General features: G+C 45.2%; 11 protein-coding genes. 9 read left to right on the forward strand and 2 right to left on the reverse strand.

Going from position 1 to position 20,088, the window contains the following annotated elements; all coding sequences use genetic code 11:
• Positions 1-159 precede the first annotated feature (159 nt).
• The 4 genes from MusilaSJ_RS17230 (at position 160) to MusilaSJ_RS17245 (ending at position 6,966) form a co-directional block, all read left to right on the forward strand.
• Complete coding sequence (locus MusilaSJ_RS17230; RefSeq protein ID WP_274986133.1) at positions 160-2,994, forward strand: T9SS type B sorting domain-containing protein; 2,835 nt, start codon at positions 160-162, stop codon at positions 2,992-2,994.
• A complete protein-coding gene (locus MusilaSJ_RS17235) occupies positions 2,991-3,989 on the forward strand; it encodes a PorP/SprF family type IX secretion system membrane protein (RefSeq protein ID WP_274986134.1) in 999 nt (332 codons plus the stop codon). The genes MusilaSJ_RS17230 and MusilaSJ_RS17235 overlap by 4 nt, the downstream gene beginning before the upstream one ends.
• Before the next feature lies 1 nt (position 3,990).
• Positions 3,991-5,943 carry an OmpA family protein gene (locus MusilaSJ_RS17240; protein WP_274986135.1) on the forward strand — a complete coding sequence of 651 codons (1,953 nt, stop codon included), beginning with the start codon at positions 3,991-3,993 and terminating at the stop codon, positions 5,941-5,943.
• Between the two features lie 120 nt (positions 5,944-6,063).
• Positions 6,064-6,966 carry a glycosyltransferase family protein gene (locus MusilaSJ_RS17245; protein WP_274986136.1) on the forward strand — a complete coding sequence of 301 codons (903 nt, stop codon included), beginning with the start codon at positions 6,064-6,066 and terminating at the stop codon, positions 6,964-6,966.
• A gap of 82 nt (positions 6,967-7,048) precedes the next feature.
• On the opposite strand, the gene MusilaSJ_RS17250 is transcribed toward MusilaSJ_RS17245, so the two are convergent.
• Positions 7,049-8,242: an anhydro-N-acetylmuramic acid kinase gene (locus MusilaSJ_RS17250; RefSeq protein ID WP_274986137.1), complete on the reverse strand. Its 1,194-nt coding sequence runs from the start codon at positions 8,240-8,242 to the stop codon at positions 7,049-7,051.
• A gap of 442 nt (positions 8,243-8,684) precedes the next feature.
• On the opposite strand from MusilaSJ_RS17250, the gene nagB reads away from it, so the two are divergent.
• The 4 genes from nagB (at position 8,685) to MusilaSJ_RS17270 (ending at position 15,385) form a co-directional block, all read left to right on the forward strand.
• Positions 8,685-10,604, forward strand: coding sequence for a glucosamine-6-phosphate deaminase (nagB, locus tag MusilaSJ_RS17255; protein WP_274986138.1), 1,920 nt, complete (start codon positions 8,685-8,687; stop codon positions 10,602-10,604).
• 203 nt (positions 10,605-10,807) lie between these two features.
• On the forward strand, positions 10,808-11,920 hold the full coding sequence (locus MusilaSJ_RS17260) for an acyltransferase family protein (RefSeq protein ID WP_274986139.1): 1,113 nt from the start codon (positions 10,808-10,810) through the stop codon (positions 11,918-11,920).
• Position 11,921: 1 nt separating this feature from the next.
• Positions 11,922-12,452 (forward strand): DUF2059 domain-containing protein, encoded by a 531-nt coding sequence (locus MusilaSJ_RS17265; RefSeq protein ID WP_274986140.1) that lies wholly within the window; start codon positions 11,922-11,924, stop codon positions 12,450-12,452.
• A gap of 71 nt (positions 12,453-12,523) precedes the next feature.
• Positions 12,524-15,385: a M16 family metallopeptidase gene (locus tag MusilaSJ_RS17270; protein WP_274986141.1), complete on the forward strand. Its 2,862-nt coding sequence runs from the start codon at positions 12,524-12,526 to the stop codon at positions 15,383-15,385.
• Positions 15,386-16,346: 961 nt separating this feature from the next.
• On the opposite strand, the gene MusilaSJ_RS17275 is transcribed toward MusilaSJ_RS17270, so the two are convergent.
• The gene (locus tag MusilaSJ_RS17275) at positions 16,347-17,009 is read right to left on the reverse strand and encodes a hypothetical protein (RefSeq protein WP_274986142.1); all 663 of its coding nucleotides are present in this window, start codon (positions 17,007-17,009) and stop codon (positions 16,347-16,349) included.
• 84 nt (positions 17,010-17,093) lie between these two features.
• Here MusilaSJ_RS17275 and MusilaSJ_RS17280 point away from each other — a divergent pair, with 84 nt between their 5' ends.
• Positions 17,094-20,072 carry a ligase-associated DNA damage response DEXH box helicase gene (locus MusilaSJ_RS17280; RefSeq protein WP_274986143.1) on the forward strand — a complete coding sequence of 993 codons (2,979 nt, stop codon included), beginning with the start codon at positions 17,094-17,096 and terminating at the stop codon, positions 20,070-20,072.
• Positions 20,073-20,088 lie beyond the last annotated feature (16 nt).

A 20,088-nucleotide genomic window follows, 5' to 3' on the forward strand; every position in this document is an offset into this window, starting at 1 on the left:
TATTGATAAACCTGGATTAACAATAAAATAATTAATAACATAACTGATTGGGTTAACTCAACGCTGACTGGCGTTGAAATCGTTTGGTTAGTGATTAAAATATTTTGAAAGTTTAGTAATATGAAAGATAATTATTATCATTATCCGTTAATTTAAGCTATGCACCCTAAACCTGCACCTTTATATAAAATAATATTATGGGCAATATTTTGCCTGGCTTTTCTCCCGTTGGCCGGTTTTAGCCGGGCATTTGAAATTCCCATGCCCGTTAACACAGAGCTGCGATCTGTTGAACCACGGTTTACTCCGTACCATATTACGGTTGCTCCCCTGCAGGCAATTACCATTTGCTCCGCCGCTGCGGCTGTACTCAACGGAGATGTAAAAACTCCGGTACCTGACAGTTATCTATGGCAAATAAATAACAACGGGAACTGGGTAAATGCACCGTCGGCAAATACTCAAAAAGATTATATCACATCTTCGTTAACAAATACATCTGCTTCAAGTATTGTATACAGCCTGCGCCGAAGGATCTCTACCGGTGGTGTAGTGGATTTTGATTCTTATTATGATGTGACTGTAAGGCCGATAGCAGCGGTAAATAACAATACGATAATAGCGCCAACCGTTACCCAATTTTGCTCAACAGGCAATCCAACAGCTATTACAGGTAGTGTACCCGGAGGGGGCGATGGTACATTTTCATATCAATGGCAATCATCCGCGGATAACGCAACATTTAATGATATTCCGGGTGCTGTATCAAAAAACTATGACCCGCCGGTGCTAAACAATGATACTTATTATCGCCGTATGGTTTCTTCCGGTGCATGTACAACTCCGGCGCTTAGCAATGCTGTGCTCCTTAAGGTTTCAACACCTCCACCTCCTCCATCGCCTACGGCATCGGTAATAACTATTTGCCAGGGAACCCAGGCTACGTTGACGGTTGGCTCACCACAGGCCGGATTTACATATAACTGGTATGATTCGCCGGCTAAAACCACCGTGCTCGCTACGGGAACTTCATATACTACGCCTGTTTTAAGTGCTGGCAAAAGTTATTATGTCGAAGCATCAAACGGCACTTGCGGCAGCCAGTTAGCAACCATACAGGTAAAGGTTACCCAGGCGCCTGCTGTGCCTCAGTTTTCTCAAACAACGGTTACAGCCTGTATGGGCTCAACAGTGACCCTTAGCGTGCAAAATCCGCAAAGCGGCGTTATTTATAATTGGTATAGTACTGCAACTGATGCCAATATTTTGCATACCGGCAGCACCTGGGTATTGCAAAATGTAACGTCAGCAGTAACTTATTATGTAGAGGGACTTAGTTCAACAGGTTGTAGTTCTACATCACGCGGAAAGATAAGTTTAACTGTTAAGCCCGTGATAGCGGTAACCAATAACCAGATCACAGCCCCCACAGTTACTGATTTTTGTGTAACCGGTAACCCCTCGGCAATTACGGGCAGCACGCCTGCCGGTGGTGACGGTACTTTTTCATACCAATGGCAGTCATCTGCCGATAATGTAACCTTTGCTAATATTGCCGGGGCTACATCAAAAAACTATGACCCGCCGGTATTAAGTAAGGGCACTTACTACCGCCGTATAGTATCATCAGGTACCTGTACAACCCCCATGGTGAGTAACGTGATCAGTGTTCAGGTTTTAACACCTCCGCCTGCACCGTCGCCCGTAGCATCGGGCCTAACCATTTGCCAGGGAACCGCAGCTACGTTAACGATTAGTTCGCCGCAGGCCGGGTTAACTTACAACTGGTATGATTCGCCTGCTAAAACTACAATACTTGCCACGGGTACTACCTACAAAACACCTGTTTTAAACGCAGGCAAAAGTTTTTATGTTGAGGCATCTAACAGCGCCTGCAGCAGTCCTTTAACAACAATACAGGTAACCGTTTCGCCATTACCGGCGGTGCCGCAATTTACGCAAAGCACTGTTAGTGTTTGCTCCGGCTCCACAACAACAATTACCATACAAAACGCGCAAAGCGGTGTTGTTTATAACTGGTACGGCAGCGCAACCGATGCTAATATTTTACATACCGGAACCAGTTATACAATCAGCAACGTAACAGCGGCAACAACCTATTATATACAGGGTGTTAACGCTGCAGGATGCGGTTCCTCGGCCCGGGGGGCGGTTAGCGTAGCTATCATTCCGTTGCCGGTGGTTACAATAAGCAGTTCGGGAACATCTGTTTGCCCCGGCACCAGTGCTACATTAACCGCTTCAGCATCAGGCGGGGCAGTTATTTCATGGTATGATGCGCCGACGGGCGGAAACCTGCTTGCCCAGGGCAATACATATGTTACAGCTAACTTAACATCGGCAAAAAATTATTATCTGGAAGCAACCAACAGCACCGGGTGCAACAGCAGCGGAAGAGTGACGGTGCAGGTACAGATGACCAAGCCGCTTGAAGCGCCTGTGGTAACGGTTGGTGAAGTTACCTCATCAAGCGTAGCTTTTGAGTGGAGCGCGGTAAGCGGAGCTACCAGTTACCTGGTAAGTACCAACAACGGTTTAACCTATACCGCGCCAAGTTCGGGCAGTAGCGGTTTAACGCATAAAGTGAGCGGCCTTGGTCTAAACGAGTCTGTAACCATTACAGTTAAGGCTTTAGGAGCGTTATCATGTACGCTTAGCGAAGCTTCGGCCGCGGTTACTGCCGCCACCATCGATAATAACAATATAATATATGTAGCCAACAACTTTACCCCCAACGGCGACGGAAATAACGACATCATTTATGCACATGGAAAAAATATAAAAACACTTTCCTTTAATGTGTATGATCAATGGGGACAATTGGTTTTTACATCAACCGATGTTAACAAAGGATGGGATGGTTATTATAAAGGCTCATTGATGCCCGTGGGTGTATACGTATACTATTTAAAAGCTGCAATGAATAACGGGGCGCAATTGAATAAAAAAGGAACAATTACGCTATTAAGATGAAGAAACTAATACTCATTATTACAATAGCGCTGCAGTTTGCAGTTGCAGGAACGGTGAAGGCGCAGGTTGATCCGCATTTTTCACAATATTACGCTTACCCACTTTGGCTCAACCCGGCGCTTACAGGCGTTTTTGACGGGGATACACGCTTATCTGCCAACTACCGTGACCAGTGGGCAAACATCAGCAATGGCTACCGCACAGCGGGGGTATCGGCCGATTTCAAGCCAACCGATAAGGTGGGCATAGGCTTTAATATCCTTGATCAAAAAGCAGGCACTGCCGGGTATAATTATTTTACAGCTTATGGTTCATTTGGTTATGGCATAACCCTGTCAGGCGATGGTAATCAGCGGCTGCATTTTGGTTTGCAGGCGGGTGTTATCAGCCGCAGCTTTGATCCGGGTAAACTCCAGTCTGATAACCAGTACGATCCGAACAGCGGCTTCGACCCTAACTTGCCCAATTTCGAAAATTTTGGTTATTCGTCAAAAACGGTATTTGATGCAGGCGCCGGTATCTATTATTACAATGCCGATCCGATGAATAAAGCCAATTTGTTTGGCGGGCTTAGCATTAACCATATCAATGATGTAACAGATCCTTTTGCCGCTGGCGGTATCGCCAGTAAATTGCCCATGCGGTTTACTGCACATGGCGGTGTGCGTATAAAAGCGTCTGATTTTTTTGACCTGATCCCAAACGCAGTTTACGTTAAACAAGGCAAAGGTGAGATTAAAGCGTTCGGATTATATTCTGAACTTAAGTTTGCCGATGATAACGGCCTGGTACTCGGTGGTATGGTCCGGGTGCAGGATGCTGCAATTGCCAACGTTGGTTACCATATACGCAGGATGATGATTGGTGCCAGTTATGATTTTAATACTTCAGGGCTTCGCGCGGTTACATCTGGCCGCGGCGGTTTTGAACTATCAATAAGCTATATATTTAGTCGCTACACTGATTCTCCGGCCCCAATTTGCCCAAGGATATAATATGAAAAAACTATTACCTTATTTCTTACTATTGTTTTTTCCGTTGGTTTCATTTGGACAGGCGAAAAACTACAGGGCACTGGCCGACACTGCCTTTAACAGGCATGAGTACTATACTGCCGCGTATTATTACAAGCATATTGCCGATGGTACAACCGATGAACCAAAAAGCAGTGTGCCGCGTTCATCAGCTGTAAAAAAAATCAGTTCAAAAAAGGCTGAGACTAATCAATACATCATTTATCGCCTGGCCGAATCATACCGCCTGTATAAAGACTATACTGATGCTACCATATGGTATGCCCAATTGGCTAAGGAAGCACCAACTGCCCAATATCCGTTAGTACCGCTTTGGTACGGCATCTGCCTGCAGGCAAACGGAAAGTATAATGAAGCTTTGGTCCAGTTAAAGCAGTTTGCAGGCAACGCTCCCGATCCGCAGTATGCCGCTCTCGCTAAAAAAGAAATAATCTCGTGCGAATATGCCTTGAAGCAATTGGAACACCCACGCGCCGTTGATGTATCAGCTTTGGTGTTTTTAAATAAAGACCAGGGCGACTACGCCCTTACCGTTAACCTGGGCAGGTATTGGTTTACCTCATCACGCCTGGTTGATAAGGATAAGCTTTATACCAACAGGGTTTACAGTTCGGCCATCCTTGACTCAACTAAAGCGCTTGCCACAAACTTTAACGCGTTTGATAAAGAAGGACAAATTGAATACGCTACACCTGCGCTTGATGGTACCGGCACCAGGATGTACCTTACCCGCTGGTATAAAAAGAACGGGAAAACAGTATCTGCCATTTATTTTAGTCAACTGGTAAGCAGCATATGGCAGCAGCCGGTAAGGCTCAATAATACTGTTAATGCCGAAGGCTATAATTCCAAGCACCCTTTTGTTAGCGCTGATGGCCGGCGATTGTTTTTCTCATCCGACAGGCCCGGCGGTGAAGGCGGCGACGACATTTGGGAAAGTAACCTTGATGATGCCGGGCAGCCGAAAACTGTAAGTAACCTGGGCGATGCGGTAAATACAGCATATGACGAACAATCGCCATATTATGACAAGGCAGATAAAGTGTTGTTTTTTAGCTCGAATGGTTTTACCGGTATGGGCGGCTTTGATGTTTACCGCAGCGAAGGAGATTTTGGCCATTGGTCGGCCCCGGTTAATTTAGGTTACCCGGTTAACTCATCTAAAGACGACTTGTACTATAGCCTTGATCCAACCAATCCAAATAAATTTTACCTGAGTTCGGCACGCGGTTCTGACTGCTGCTTAAGCCTGTTTACCGGGCAGTATAAGTTTTTATATATCAGTGGCCGTGTAATTGATTGCCGCACTAACGGTGGTATGGCAGGAGCAAGGGTAATTCTTAAAGATCCCGACGTGAAAATGGGTTTGGCTGTTAAGGTAACCGATGCCAAAGGCGATTATGTTTTCCAGGTAAAGGAAAAACTGCCAAGGTATAAACTGGAGATTTCGCAAAAGGGGTACTTTACCAAAGTTATTCCTGCACCGATAGTAAAGCCGGGTATTGATACGCTCATTAACCCCGAAATTTGCCTGCAGAATTATAAGATCAATGTTCAGATAACTATCGAGAATATTTATTTTGATTTTGGTAACGCCCATCTCCGGTCCGAATCATTTGATACGCTGGATAAACTGGTGGCCATCATGAACGATAACCCTAAAATTAAGATCGAGCTTGGCTCGCATACTGACGGAATAGGCACCGACGCGGCGAACATGAAATTATCGCAGGCCCGTGCGGAGGCTTGTGTTGATTACCTGTTACTGCAAGGCATTAAGTCTGCCCGTATTACAGCCCGCGGCTATGGCAAAAGAATGCCCGTTGCCCCAAACAAACTACCAAATGGCAAAGATAACCCTGAGGGCAGGCAACTTAACCGCCGTACCACATTTACGGTAAAATCGGCAGAATAAAAACAAATTATTTTATTTGTTTGCAATCGGAAGGTTATGGTATAATTTTGCCTTGCAAATTAAATGCCCGCTTAATGCAAGGTGTTTAAATTGCAATACCTGATCTGCTGAAATTATACCATGCAAAATCTTGCCCCGATAGCTCTTTTTGTTTATAACCGGCCCGACCATACCCGCCGTACCATCAGTTATTTGCAGCAAAATTTACTGGCCGATGAGTCGCGCCTGTATATTTTTTGCGATTCAGCCAAAACTGATGCCGATAAGCCAAAGGTTGAACAGGTGAGGCAACTGGTAAAAGATGTAAGCGGTTTTAAATCGGTAAAAATTATTTTGCGTAATCATAATCTCGGTCTGGCCGAATCCATCATCAGCGGGGTAACACAGTTGGTGTATGAATATGGCAAAGTGATTGTTTTTGAAGACGATCTGTTATCTTCCCCCTATACCTTGCAGTATTTCAATGACGCATTAACAAAATATGCAAACCAGGAACAGGTAATGCATATCGGTGCCTATATGTACAATCTGCATGACAAAAAACTGCCCGAAACATTCTTTTATCGTGCAGCCACCAGCTGGGGCTGGGCAACCTGGGCCCGCGCCTGGAAAAACTTTGAACCCGATGTTGATAAGCTGATTGATCAGTTTGATACGCTGAAAATAGCCCGGTTTTCGATAGAAGGTAAAATGAATTTTTGGAAGCAGATAGAGCAGTTTAAGGCCGGTAAAAATAATTCCTGGGCCATTCGCTGGTATGCCTCTATCTTTTTGAAGAACGGGTTGACGCTGAACCCTTCACAGTCGCTTATTCAAAATATAGGCCATGATGGTACTGGCGTGCACTCCAATAAAGAGGATATGTACCATGTGCAAATGGCACGCAAACAGGTAACGCAATTTCCCGACATCATAGAGGAGAATGAAGAGGCTTATAAAGCGATAAAAAATTTCCTGGCAAACAGAAAAGGTACCTTGTTGCAGCGGATCAGAAGGTTCATGAAGCAGCAGATGGGGCGATAAGCTATTTGGAGCGTTTACAGCGCAAGTGTATAGATGCATGTGATGCCTCGCTGCGTGGGAATAATCAATTTGAACTCCCCGCTTAAACCGGGAAGCAGAATTTCCCCATCAACACTGCCGGGTTAACGCCGATCCTGATCGGCTCACCGCATAAGGCTTCATTAGCTAATAAAGCAAATAATATAGCTTCTTTGGCGTCGGGGTTAATCCCAAGTAAACTGCTATCTTCTATTGTCGCTTGGGGCAATAGTTTTTTTAATTCCCCAATAACAAATGGATTTCGCGCCCCGCCGCCGCTGGTAAAAATTTTAATATGGTCCCCTGCTATATTTTCCTTAACAAAACCGGCTATGGATGCCGCGGTGAAGGCGCTTAGGGTACAAATAAGGTCTTCACCACTAACTTGCCCGGTACCTGACCGTTGCTGTGCTTCAGCAACTATGGCAAGATTGAACAGTTCTGGTCCGGTGGTTTTGGGGGCATTTTCTTTAAAAAACGGATGGGAGAGGAGCGCCGTTAATAGATCTTTATTTACCCGCCCCTTGTAAGCGATGACCGAATCCTCATCAAAAGGCTTATCAAAATATTTTCGGCAGGCAGCATCTATGAGTGTATTGCCGGGGCCAATATCTGTGCAGAGCACGCGGTTAAAATCACCGTCGCCGGGAAGCCAGGTTAAATTAGCAATGCCTCCTATGTTTAACAGCACCCGGTTTTGGCCGGTTTTATTGCTCAATAATACATCACCATATAAAGCCAGCGGAGCGCCTTCTCCTCCGGCAGCAATATGCTTTTGCCTGAAATCGCTGATGGTTAATATGCCGGTTTTTACGGCGATATGATCGCCGTCGCCAATTTGCAGAGTAGCGTTACCGTAGTTTTTATGCTGATGTAAACGCTGGGGGGCATGGTAAATAGTTTGACCATGACTGGCGATAAAATCAACCTCTTGCGGGTCGACTTTCCATTGAGCAAGTGCCTGCAATATCAGTTCGGCGTGATAGCTGCCGATATAAGCGTTAAGTAAAGTTACCTTTTCAAGATCTGCATTGCGCCGGGCAAACACCTGTTGAACTTCCTGCTTAAAACTATCCGGATAAGGGATTGTGATAAATTGCATCAGCTCAAAATGAGTGCTTAAACCATTGCCGGTAAATTTGCACAGGGCAATGTCAAGCCCGTCCAATGAGGTGCCGGACATTAGGCCGATACCCGTTTTTGATGGTTTTTGAGCGATGCTAAACAGGTGTTGCAGGTTATGGTTCAATGGTATCATGGGCTTAAATTACTATTTGTACGGCAACCCGCAAAAGTTGGGGTAAATGCATTTAATATTTTAGTGACGATGATTTGTTGTTAATATAGCAACGAATTAAGATAATGATATTGGCAAACTATCAGTATCAAATGATACTTGTTTTATGGCCTGATGCCGGTTAAACGGGCCAGGTTTCATCAGCACTTGCTTTTGTCAATAACAGGGGTAAACGTTTGGACGTGTTAATTGCTCGAAAATATCAGTTTAGTGTAACCCATGGCAGTGTTTAAACTATTGATTATTAATGTTTTGTATTTTAAAGATTTGAAATGTGTTAACCCGTGTTAACCCCATTTAGATTGGTTAACACCATCGCAAAAGTTAAAATAATAACGGCGCTATGTAAATATCTGATATATTTGTTTTGAACAACTAACCTCATTTTCATTTCCTAAGATTCATGGCACGATTAAATTTATTGGAAGAGACACGTTACGAGAAGTTACCGGTAAGCGTATACAACAACCAACAGGAAGCCTCGGTAGCGGTAGCGAACCGGATAGCAGATCTGATCCGCGCGAAACAAGCCAAAGGCGAAAAAGCGGTATTGGGGCTTGCCACCGGTGTAACCCCGATAGGGGTATATGCCGAACTGGTAAGGCAGCACAAAGAAGCAGGCTTGAGCTTTAAGAATGTGATCACTTTCAACTTGGATGAGTACTACCCAATGAAACCCACAGCAGCACAAAGCTATGTAACCTTCATGTACGAAAACCTGTTCAGCCATATTGATATAGATAAAGCCAATGTGCACATCCCGGATGGTACACTGGATAAAGAAGCCGTAGCAGGCTACTGCCTGGCTTACGAAAAGCAGATAGAAGAACTTGGCGGCTTAGACCTTCAGATCCTGGGTATCGGTCGTACAGGTCACATCGGCTTCAACGAGCCGGGTTCTGCACCAAACTCAGGAACCAGGATGGTAACGCTTGACGACCTGACGAGGAGTGATGCTTCAAGGGATTTTGGTGGTAAGGCGAATGTGCCAACCAAAGCCATTACCATGGGGATCGGTACCATCTTCAAAGCCAGGGAAATCATCTTGATGGCCTGGAACAAGAAGAAAGCACCGATCATCAAAAAAGCGGTGGAAGGCGAGATCTCGGGCGAAGTACCTGCAACCTACCTGCAATTGTCACAACATGTAGAGTTTGTACTGGATGCAGATGCAGCGTCAGAACTGACCAGGTTTGATACTCCATGGCTGGTAAAAGATTGCGTGTGGGATAATCAGCTAAAAAAGAAAGCGGTGATCTGGCTTGCCAATGAGGTTAACAAACCGGTACTGAAACTAACCGAAGAAGATTACAATAACCACGGCATGGCACAACTTGCGGTAGAGCAAGGCCCTGTGTATAATATCAATATTGATATTTTTAACCAAATTCAGCATACCATCACCGGCTGGCCGGGTGGTAAACCGGATGCGGATGATTCTCAAAGACCGGAAAGGGCACTGCCTGCTAAAAAACGCTCAATCATTTTCTCACCTCACCCTGATGATGACGTGATCTCGATGGGCGGTACATTTATCCGTTTGGTAGACCAGGGACATGACGTACACGTGGCTTACCAAACATCAGGCAATACCGCCGTTTGGGATGATGATGTGCTAAGGTACATGGAATTTGCGATCGACTTTACAAAAAGCATTGGCGAAGACACAGCTCATCTTCAAAAATCATATGAAGATATGCGTGCCTTCTTCCCAACCAAACAACCAAACGAGATCGACACCCAGGAGATCAGGAATGTAAAAGGCTTTATCAGGAAAACCGAGGCTATCTCTGGTGCAAGGTATGCAGGCTTAGAGGATGATCATATCCACTTTATGGCATTGCCGTTTTACGAAACCGGTAAAACCAAAAAGAACTCGGTAGGTGAGGAAGATATTCAATTGACTATCGACCTGCTTCAAAAAGTAAAACCACAGCAGATCTTTGCTGCCGGTGATTTTGCCGATCCTAATGGTACGCACTTAGTATGCTTCAAAATCATCTTAGCTGCACTGGAAAGATTAAAAGGTAAAGAAGCCTGGGTAGAAGATTGCTGGCTGTGGATGTATCGTGGAGCATGGCATGAGTTTGAGACTTATGAGATAGAGATGGCAGTACCATTGTCGCCACAGGAGGTGATCCGCAAGCGTAACGCCATCTTCAAGCACCAGTCGCAAAAGGACAGGCCTGTGTTTCCGGGCGATGATGCAAGGGAGTTCTGGGTAAGGGCAGAAGACCGCACCCGCGACACCGCCCAGCGCTACGACCGCCTTGGTCTTGCTGAATATGAGGCTATGGAGGCGTTTAAACGATATATGTTTTAAGGATTTGGATTGAACCCTATTGTCTGTGGAAGCGGACAATGGGGTTAATAATTGGAGGCCTTGTGCGATTCCCTCCCTTGGGAGGGTGTAGGGAGGGGTTTCATCGATTAGCCTTGTTTTTGACAGGGTGTATAAACCCCTCCCTGCCAATGCACATTCCAAACGCACCCCTCCCTTGGGAGGGAATTTCTTTAATGTAACCTATGACCTCAACCATAACCGAAAAACCAAAACGCCTTCTTTCCCTTGATGTATTCCGGGGTATTACCATCGCCATGATGATCCTCGTCAATGACCCTGGCGACTGGGGGCATATCTATGCACCGCTTGAACATTCTAAATGGAACGGTTGTACACCTACCGACCTGGTTTTTCCTTTCTTTTTGTTTATGGTTGGCGTATCGGTTATATATGCCATGGAAAGTAAAAAGGCTGCGGTATCGCACAGTAAACTCATCCTGAAGGCGCTGCGCCGTACCATGATCTTGCTGCTGATCCCCTGGATAACTCAACTGACCTTGCACCCCGATACAGGGCTGGCTCATTTACGTTTGCCGGGTGTGTTGCCGCGCATAGCCCTGGTGTATTTCATCAGCACAGTACTTTATCTCAAGACATCACAAAAAACGCGCGACTGGATTTTTGCCATCGCACTTATCGGTTATTTTATCATCATGACCTTTATCCCTGTACCGGGTGTAGGCTATGCCAATCTTGAGCCTGAAACCAATATGGGGGCATGGATAGACAGGCTGGTATTTACGCCCGATCACCTCTGGCGCGAATCGCATACCTGGGATCCGGAAGGTTTGCTGGGAACTATTCCCGCCGTTGCCACAGCCCTGTTTGGTATTAGGGTGGGCAGCTGGCTAAAACGTAGAGACCGCGATGACAATATCAAAACTAACTGGATGTTTGTTTACGGAATAATCGCGGTTATAGCAGGCTTGTTTTGGGACTTGTTTTTCCCCATTAATAAAGCCTTGTGGACAAGCTCCTTTGTGCTTTATACCGGCGGCCTGGCAACCATTGGGCTGGCTTTATGCTACTGGCTTATTGACATACAAGGGTACAAACGCTTTACTTATCCCTTTGTGGTATTTGGTACCAATGCTATAACAGCTTATGTATTGTCGGGCTTTATTCCGCATTATATGGGGATGATCAAAATAAACGGCTCGTCTATTTATCAAACTTTTTTTGCGCCTTATCTTTCACCTGTAAATGCTTCATTGATAAGTGCTATATTTACGGTGCTCATTTTATGGGTAGTGATGTGGGTGTTCTACATCAAAAAGATCTTTATCAAAATTTAATATGAACCTAAAACTTAAACTTATCGCATTAACAGGAATCATCCTGTTTTCTTTTTCAAGCTTAAAAGCGCAAACAACCACTCAAACTATTACCCAATCACATTTAAAGGCCGCTGAGCAATTGTTAATTTCTATTGGTATAGATAAACAGTTTGGCGGAATGATGGATAATATCATTAACTCCACAAGTAGTCAAATGCCTGCAGAGCAGCGTGCCAAATTCATTGATGTGATGAAAACCTTTATGAGCAAATATTTTACCTGGGATTTGCTTAAAGATAAGATGGCAGCTATTTATGCTGAAGAATTTACTGAAGATGAACTTAATCAGATTTCTGTGTTTTATAGCTCACCGATAGGGCAAAAAGTAAGCTCAAAATTGCCTGCGTTAATGCAAAGGGGGATGATGGTTGGCCAGAATGCCGTTGCAGAACATAAAGATGAACTAACGCAAATGATGCAGGATGCTTTTGGTTCTTCTAACCAGGCTCCGGCTAAAAAGCCGGCCTCAAAATCAGCTACAAAACATTAATTTTCATAACAATACTTTGTAACTAAGATTTTCGTTTTGCATCTTAGTACCCTGACTATTTAAACTTTATAATGAACCTGAACAAATACGTTCCGCTGGCCCTATTGGCTTTAACACTTTCGGGCGGAAGTGCTTTCGCACAAGTAAAAAAGAAACCTGTTCCGTCGCCTAAAAATAAACCGGGCACCCAGGCCATTGCTGCCAAGAGCGATATATTACCGGTTGACAAGGATGTGATCATTGGTAAATTACCCAACGGCTTAACTTATTATATCCGTGCCAATGTTGAGCCTAAAAGCAGGGCCGAACTTTACCTGGTTAATAAAGCCGGTTCGGTTTTGGAAAATGACGATCAGCAGGGCCTGGCCCATTTTACCGAGCACATGGCTTTTAACGGCACACGCGATTTTCCAAAAAACCAGATGGTTGACTACCTGCAAAAAGCAGGCGTGAAATTTGGCGCCGATTTAAACGCATACACCTCGTTTAACGAAACCGTGTATCAATTACCTCTGCCAACCGATACCGTCAGCGTGTTTGAAAAAGGCTTTAATATACTGGCCAACTGGGCCGGGTATGTAAGTTTTGATCCTGCCGAAATTGATAAAGAACGAGGCGTTGTTTTGGAAGAAGAGCGCCTTCGTGGCAAAAATGCCCAGGAACGTTTACAACAACAAACATTGCCCGTACTGCTTAACAACTCAAGGTATGCACTCCGCTTGCCGATAGGAAAGGAAGATATCCTGAAAAACTTTAAGCCGGAAACCATCAAAGCTTTTTACCAGGATTGGTATCGCCCCGATTTGCAGGCTGTTGTTGCCGTGGGCGATTTTGACCCAAAACGTGTTGAGGCACTCATTAAACAAAACTTTTCACAGCTTAAAAACCCGGCCGCCGAAAAGCCGAGGACAAAATATTCCGTACCTGCAACACCGGGTACCGCGGTAAAGATTGTAACTGACCCCGAGTATCCATACACTGTAGCGCAGATCATAGTAAAACATCCCGGCACAGTTACTAAAACTACCGGCGATTACATGCAGCAGGTAAGGGTGCAGTTATTTAACCAGATGCTTAATTCGCGCATAAACGAGTTGCTGCAAAAACCTAATCCGCCGTTTTTATATGGCCGTACCAGCTATGGTAATTTTATTGGCGACCAGGATGCTTATACTTCACTGGTTGTCGCCAAACCCGGCGAACTTGAAAAAGCGGTTAAAGCCGTAGTGGCTGAATCTGAACGCGCCCGCAAATTTGGTTTTACCCTTACCGAACTGGAACGTGCTAAGCAGGATGCACTGGTTGGTATTGGGAATGCTTACCGGGAGAGGGATAAAACCCCTTCGGCAAATTTTGTACGTGAATACCAGGCTAACTTTTTAACCGGCGAGGCTATCCCCGGCATCAGCTATGAATACAATTTTTATATAGGCAATATCTATAAAGTAAGCCTGGCCGATATGAATGCTATGGCCGGTAAATTTATCAGCGATCAAAACCGTGTGGTGGTAGTACAGGCCCCGGATAAAGAAAAAGCTAATTTGCCCGACGAGAAAACCTTGCTGAACTGGATTGCCACAGGCGGGCAAAATGTAACTGCCTATATTGATAATGTATCAAGTGACCCGCTGCTGGCCAAAGTTCCTGAAGGTACTAAAGTTGCTAAAGAAGAAACGGATGAAGCCCTTGGAACAACCACGCTTACTTTAGGCAATGGTTTAAAGGTGATCTTAAAACCTACTGAATATCGTAATGATCAGATCCTGATAAACGGTTACGCTTTTGGCGGTACATCACTGGCAAGTGACGATGAATTTACGTCGGCAAACCTGGCTTCATCTATTATCAGCGGTAGCGGTATAGCGCAGTTTAACCAGGGCATGCTTGATAAAAAGTTGGCCGGCAAAAACCTGAGTATTTCGCCGTATATCAGTGAGTTTGCGCAGGGCATTTCGGGAAATACTTCGCCCGCCGATTTTGAAACAGCCCTTCAGCTGATTTACCTGTACTTCACCCAGCCCCGTAAAGACAAAGACATCTGGGATGCCAACATCGATCAAACCAGGTCGGTATTGAGTACCCGCGGGCTTGATCCCGGAAGTGTTTACCAGGATACGGTATCGGCTGTATTAAGTAACTATAATTTCCGTGGTATGGTAACTACCTTACCAAGGTTAAATGCGGCAACACTTGATAAAGCTTACGATTTTTACAAAAAACGCTTTGCCGACGCCAGTGGTTTTACCTTTACCCTGGTGGGTAATTTTAACGTGGAAACAATTAAGCCATACCTGGAACATTACCTTGGCGGTTTGCCCTCAACCAACAGCAAGGAAACTTATAAAAACATGAATATTGAGCCGCCTGCAGGTTTGATCACCAAAACGGTGAATAAAGGGGTAGGTGATAAAAGCACGGTACAATTGGTTTTTAGCGGCGATTATGATTACAATGAAGCTAACAATATACAGGTAGATGCGCTGGAAGAAGTACTGAACATTAAACTGATTGAACGGTTACGTGAGCAGGAAAGCGGTGTATATGCTCCCGGAGTGAGGGCCGGCTACCATAAAATTCCGGGAGGCCGTTACACTTTTACCATATCTTTTGGTTGCGCACCCGAAAATGTGGATAAGCTGATCAACGCTACCATGGAGGAGATAGCCAAAATTAAACAGAACGGCGCCTTACCGGCAGATATCCAGAAATTTGTTGCCGAAGAAGCCCGTTCAACCCAGCAGCAGCTTAAACAAAATGTTTTCTGGGCGGGATATCTTGCCTCAACATCGCAAAACGGTGAAAACCCGGACCAGATCCTGGGGCATGTAAGCAGCCTTGAACAAATAACCCCTCAAAGCACTAAAGATGCCGCCAATAAGTACCTGAGCGGTAAAAATTTGATTAAACTGATATTGATGCCCGAAAAGAAATAAGGATAGTCGATATCATAATAAAGAAGGTCTTTCCGTTTCGGAAAGGCCTTCTTTATTATATAAAACGGGTCATGCTGAGTGATTAAATTCGTGGACTCTGAAGATTAGATGACAAAGAGGGCCTGTCAGTCTGAGCCCGTCGAAGACTCGTGTGCAGAGGCCTGCCCGCCATACTTCTAGGGCCTACCCATGACATGTTTAAAGCAAGTTCTTCGTCAGCAGGTAAGCTTCGGACGAAAACGGGCAGAACAATGGTGGCTCTGAGCGAAGGAAAGGGCATAGCAAGTTTTTGCAGAAGCATTGGGCACGCGGGGCGAAGCGGGGCAAAATAATTGCAGCCCGTGGTTCTGGCCGTTTTGCAGGGCAAAGGCCGGGCGATGGGCATTGGGTTGCCTGAGCGAAAAGAAGCCTCCCTGCTGACTTGATTTTTTGGTTACTTTTTTATCAAGAAAAAAGTAACTGGCCCCGCGCGGCCAAGAGCGCGACGATGTAAGTTCTTAGAATAAAGATTTTTACCTGCCTGTCGGAGATTGCTTCGTGCCTTATAATGACGTGATCGTAAGTTGTTGATTATTAAGTGTATTTTTTCGATCAGTTTTATAACATGGGCGTTGCCTGCGGCCCGGGCTTTCCGTTGCAAGTCCTCGCTTTTCCTGCCCGCAACCCCTCTACGCGCTCCGGGCTTTACACTGCAATCCCTAACGCGGCCCACGCGCAACACCGCTAAAATATATTTTACATGTCATTACGTTTTTTTCAGGGCTTCCCTGATGGTTACTCGACGTGGTTGAGATGTCATTTCCCCTTCAGAATCCAACGGATTTTAATCACTCAGTATGACGCTATTTTTTAAGTTGTCATGGGTAACTTGTTTCATCACCCCGCGAGAAAGGTAGTCGATTTGCTTAGCAAGGGTGCTTAGCGCGTGAGGGGTTGAAATAAGTTCCGTGACAATAGCGTATTAAGCATGTTTAGATATTGTAGTATCATTGGCTTTATGTACTACCACACCAACGCAACGGCCGCTGCTATCTATTTCAAAAGAAATCCCTTTACCCGGATCGGTGTAAATCTGCACCTTGCTGCCATTGTTGGTATAGGTAGAGGTTGGCTTTAATGCATAATATTTTTGAACATCCTGTTTGGTTGAACCTACCCCTACGCCCTCGCCGGTTTTAAACCGCGGCGATGTTATGAGGATCTTTTGTATGTGACTTATTGATTCATCCTTACCGCCCATGTTGCGGTGCGAAAAAACAGCGGTACGGTAACGGGTAATATCATGTTTGGCAAACCAGACCATCAATGAACTGCCCATGGCCGCGTCGGAGCTATCAGGCTTGCCCAATTGCTTTATCACATTTTGAACATCATCATTTAAAATAATATGTCCAATGCCTTTACCGGGAGTTATCAGCCAGTCTGATTCGGGGACATTGACGGTGCCGGTATCCGATGCGATAGTATGATGAATGGTGGTGTCGTTTTTATCCGGGAGATGCTGCCCCTCGGTATCTTCAGGTACTTTATTGGTATCGGCTAAAGTTGTTTCTTTTTTTGAGTTATTGCCACAGGCTAAAAGGCATATGGCGATCGAAATGATTATTAAGCTATTTCTGATCATAAGAGTATAACCAATTTAATAGTTATTTTGTTGGCATGTTTGGTTCACCTATAACCAAACAACAAAAATTTTGTTAACAGGATAATGACAAGCAAAGGCCAACAGGTTATACAGCAATGGTACACGGAAAAAAGCTGGGAGCAGTTCCCTTTCCAGGCTGAAATGATGGAGGCATACCTTGGCGGTTATTCAGGCTTGTTGAATGCTCCCACAGGTAGTGGTAAAACTTTTGCCTTGTTCCTGCCTTTTCTGGCAGGGTTCATCAACACACATCCCGATACCTATAAAACAAAACAAAATAACGGTTTGCTGATGCTTTGGATAACCCCTTTAAGGGCGCTTACCAACGATATCCGCAAAGCCATGCAGGAAGCCTGCGATGAGATTGGTTTACCATGGCGTATAGCCACCCGAACCGGGGATACCCCCGCTGCCGAAAAACAGGCCCTCAAAAAAAAGCTGCCCGAAGTGCTGCTCACCACGCCGGAAAGCTTGCACCTCATGCTGGCCCAAAAGGAATATCCTAAACTGTTCAGTCAGCTGCAGGTGGTTGTGATTGATGAATGGCACGAGTTATTGGGTACGAAGAGGGGAGTGCAGGTGGAGCTGGGTTTGTCCAGATTAAAGCACCTCACCCCAACCCTCTCCAAAGGAGAGGGAGCCGAAAAGTTAGATACTAAAGTAAAAGAAAAATATCCCGGCTATCATACAACCGATGCTTTGAGCTGGCAGGCAAATATTGATAATGCAAAGTTTATGCGTCATCAACCTACCGAAGCGGAAAATATTTTGTGGCAATTATTGAGAGGTAAAAGGACGGGATATAAATTCAGGCGGCAACATCTTGTGTTGAATTATATACCAGATTTTATCTGCCTTGAGAAGAAATTGATTGTTGAGGTTGATGGAGGATATCATAACAGCATAGAACAACAACATTTAGACGAAGAAAGGACAGCATATTTAAATTCACAGGGATATACCGTGCTGAGATATACTAATGATGAAGTGTTGCAAAATCCTGAAAAGGTAATTGATTCCATTAAGCAATATTTAGAAAAAAGCTCCCTCCCCCTCGGGGAGGGTTGGGGTGGGGTGAAAATCTGGGGCATCTCCGCAACTATTGGCAATCTTGAACAGGCCGCCGAAGTTTTATTAGGGAATGATTTTCCGTCGGAACAGGTTAAAATGGTGCGCGCTAACCTGGAGAAGAAGCTGGATATCCGGTCTATTATTCCACAGAATATTGAGAATTACTCCTGGGCTGGGCATATCGGTTTAAAGCTGCTGCCCGAGGTGATGGAAATAGTTGCCAAAAGTAAAACCACACTGATATTTACCAATACCCGCTCTCAATCGGAGATCTGGTACCATGCCATTTTGGATAATTACCCGGAATATGCAGGCATCATGGCTATGCACCATGGCTCATTGGATAACGAGCTGCGCAACTGGGTAGAAGCCGCCCTGCATGCCGAAGCGCTAAAACTGGTGGTATGTACTTCAAGTTTAGACCTGGGGGTTGATTTTCGCCCTGTAGATACCGTTGTACAGGTTGGCAGTCCCAAAGGTGTTGCCCGTTTTATGCAACGCGCAGGGCGAAGCGGGCACCATCCGGGAGCGACATCTCTGGCTTATTTTGTACCCACGCACTCGCTCGAGTTATTGGAGGGCGCGGCGCTGAAGGAAGCTATTAAGGATAAGATTTTTGAAAGCCGCGATCCGATGCTGCTCACCATGGATGTGCTGATCCAGTACATGGTGACACTGGCCGTGTCTGATGGTTTTTACGCCGACGAACTGTTTGAGGAGGTTAAAACCACCTATGCCTTTGCTGATCTGAGCAGGAACGAATTTGGTCAGCTACTTGATTTTATCACCAGCGGCGGCAAAACGCTTGCCCAGTATGATGAATTTTTAAAAGTTGAGGTTGAAAACGGATTGTATAAAGTAAATAGCCGCAGAGTAGCAATGCGCCACCGGCTGAGTATTGGCACCATTACCAGTGAATTAAGCATCCGCGTAAAATGGCTCAGCGGTGGTAGTTTGGGTACTATTGAAGAGTCCTTTGTATCGAAGTTAAAACCCGGGAATACCTTTTGGTTTGCGGGTCGTAGTTTGGAGTTTGTGCGCGTGAAGGAAATGACGGCCTACGTTAAAAAATCCAACTCCACCAAAGGCATCATCCCGAGTTGGAACGGGGGGCGGATGCCGCTGTCATCACAATTGGCGGCTGTGTTCAGGCTTAAACTGGATGAGGTGGCGCATGGCATCGAAAAAGATGTGGAAGTTAAAGCTTTGAAACCGCTTTTTGATTTGCAGCAGCAATTATCGCACCTGCCGCAAAGCCACGAGTTTTTGATCGAGTCGTTTAAATCAAGAGAAGGGCACCACTTGTTGTTTTATCCTTTTGAAGGGCGATTGGTGCACGAAGGCATGGCATCGCTGCTGGCTTATCGCATCAGTAAAATAAGACCTGCCAGTTTTTCCATTGCCATGAATGATTATGGCTTTGAATTGCTCACCGACGAAGACATCCCTATTGAGGAAGCATTGGAGGATACCGGCTTTTTTTCGATAGATAACCTGATAGATGATATTCAGCACAGTTTAAATGCCAATGAAATGGCCCGCCGCCGTTTCAGGGATATAGCACATATCGGTGGCTTGGTATTTACCGGCTATCCGGGTCAGCAGGTTAAGAATAAACATTTGCAGGCATCAACTTCATTGCTGTTTGAAGTCTTCAGCGAGTATGAGCCGGATAACTTACTGGTACGCCAGGCCTATAATGAGGCTTTGGCCTTTCAATTAGAAGAGTTCAGGCTAAGGGCTGCTTTGCAACGGATCCAAACACAAAATATCATTTTGAAAGTGATTGAGCGACCAACACCTTTTGCCTTTCCGATCATGGTTGACAGCCTCGGCCGGGAAAGACTAACTACTGAGACCATGGAAGAGCGCATAGCCAAAATGGCCCGCAGCTACGGCGCCGAAGGTGTTCCCGAACCTGCAGAGCGGAAAAGCAGAAAGCCGGGAATTACAAGGAAGAAAGGGTTTTAAATAATGAAAAGCAAAA

This window comes from Mucilaginibacter sp. SJ, assembly GCF_028993635.1.
GTDB lineage: Bacteria > Bacteroidota > Bacteroidia > Sphingobacteriales > Sphingobacteriaceae > Mucilaginibacter.

Excerpts from the sequence above, each read along its gene's own strand:
- MusilaSJ_RS17230 (WP_274986133.1), top strand. The coding sequence starts at position 160 with ATGCACCCTAAACCTGCACCTTTATATAAAATAATATTATGGGCAATA.
- MusilaSJ_RS17235 (WP_274986134.1), top strand. The coding sequence starts at position 2,991 with ATGAAGAAACTAATACTCATTATTACAATAGCGCTGCAGTTTGCAGTT.
- MusilaSJ_RS17240 (WP_274986135.1), top strand. The coding sequence starts at position 3,991 with ATGAAAAAACTATTACCTTATTTCTTACTATTGTTTTTTCCGTTGGTT.
- MusilaSJ_RS17245 (WP_274986136.1), top strand. The coding sequence starts at position 6,064 with ATGCAAAATCTTGCCCCGATAGCTCTTTTTGTTTATAACCGGCCCGAC.
- MusilaSJ_RS17250 (WP_274986137.1), bottom strand. The coding sequence starts at position 8,242 with ATGATACCATTGAACCATAACCTGCAACACCTGTTTAGCATCGCTCAA.
- nagB (WP_274986138.1), top strand. The coding sequence starts at position 8,685 with ATGGCACGATTAAATTTATTGGAAGAGACACGTTACGAGAAGTTACCG.
- MusilaSJ_RS17260 (WP_274986139.1), top strand. The coding sequence starts at position 10,808 with ATGACCTCAACCATAACCGAAAAACCAAAACGCCTTCTTTCCCTTGAT.
- MusilaSJ_RS17265 (WP_274986140.1), top strand. The coding sequence starts at position 11,922 with ATGAACCTAAAACTTAAACTTATCGCATTAACAGGAATCATCCTGTTT.
- MusilaSJ_RS17270 (WP_274986141.1), top strand. The coding sequence starts at position 12,524 with ATGAACCTGAACAAATACGTTCCGCTGGCCCTATTGGCTTTAACACTT.
- MusilaSJ_RS17275 (WP_274986142.1), bottom strand. The coding sequence starts at position 17,009 with ATGATCAGAAATAGCTTAATAATCATTTCGATCGCCATATGCCTTTTA.
- MusilaSJ_RS17280 (WP_274986143.1), top strand. The coding sequence starts at position 17,094 with ATGACAAGCAAAGGCCAACAGGTTATACAGCAATGGTACACGGAAAAA.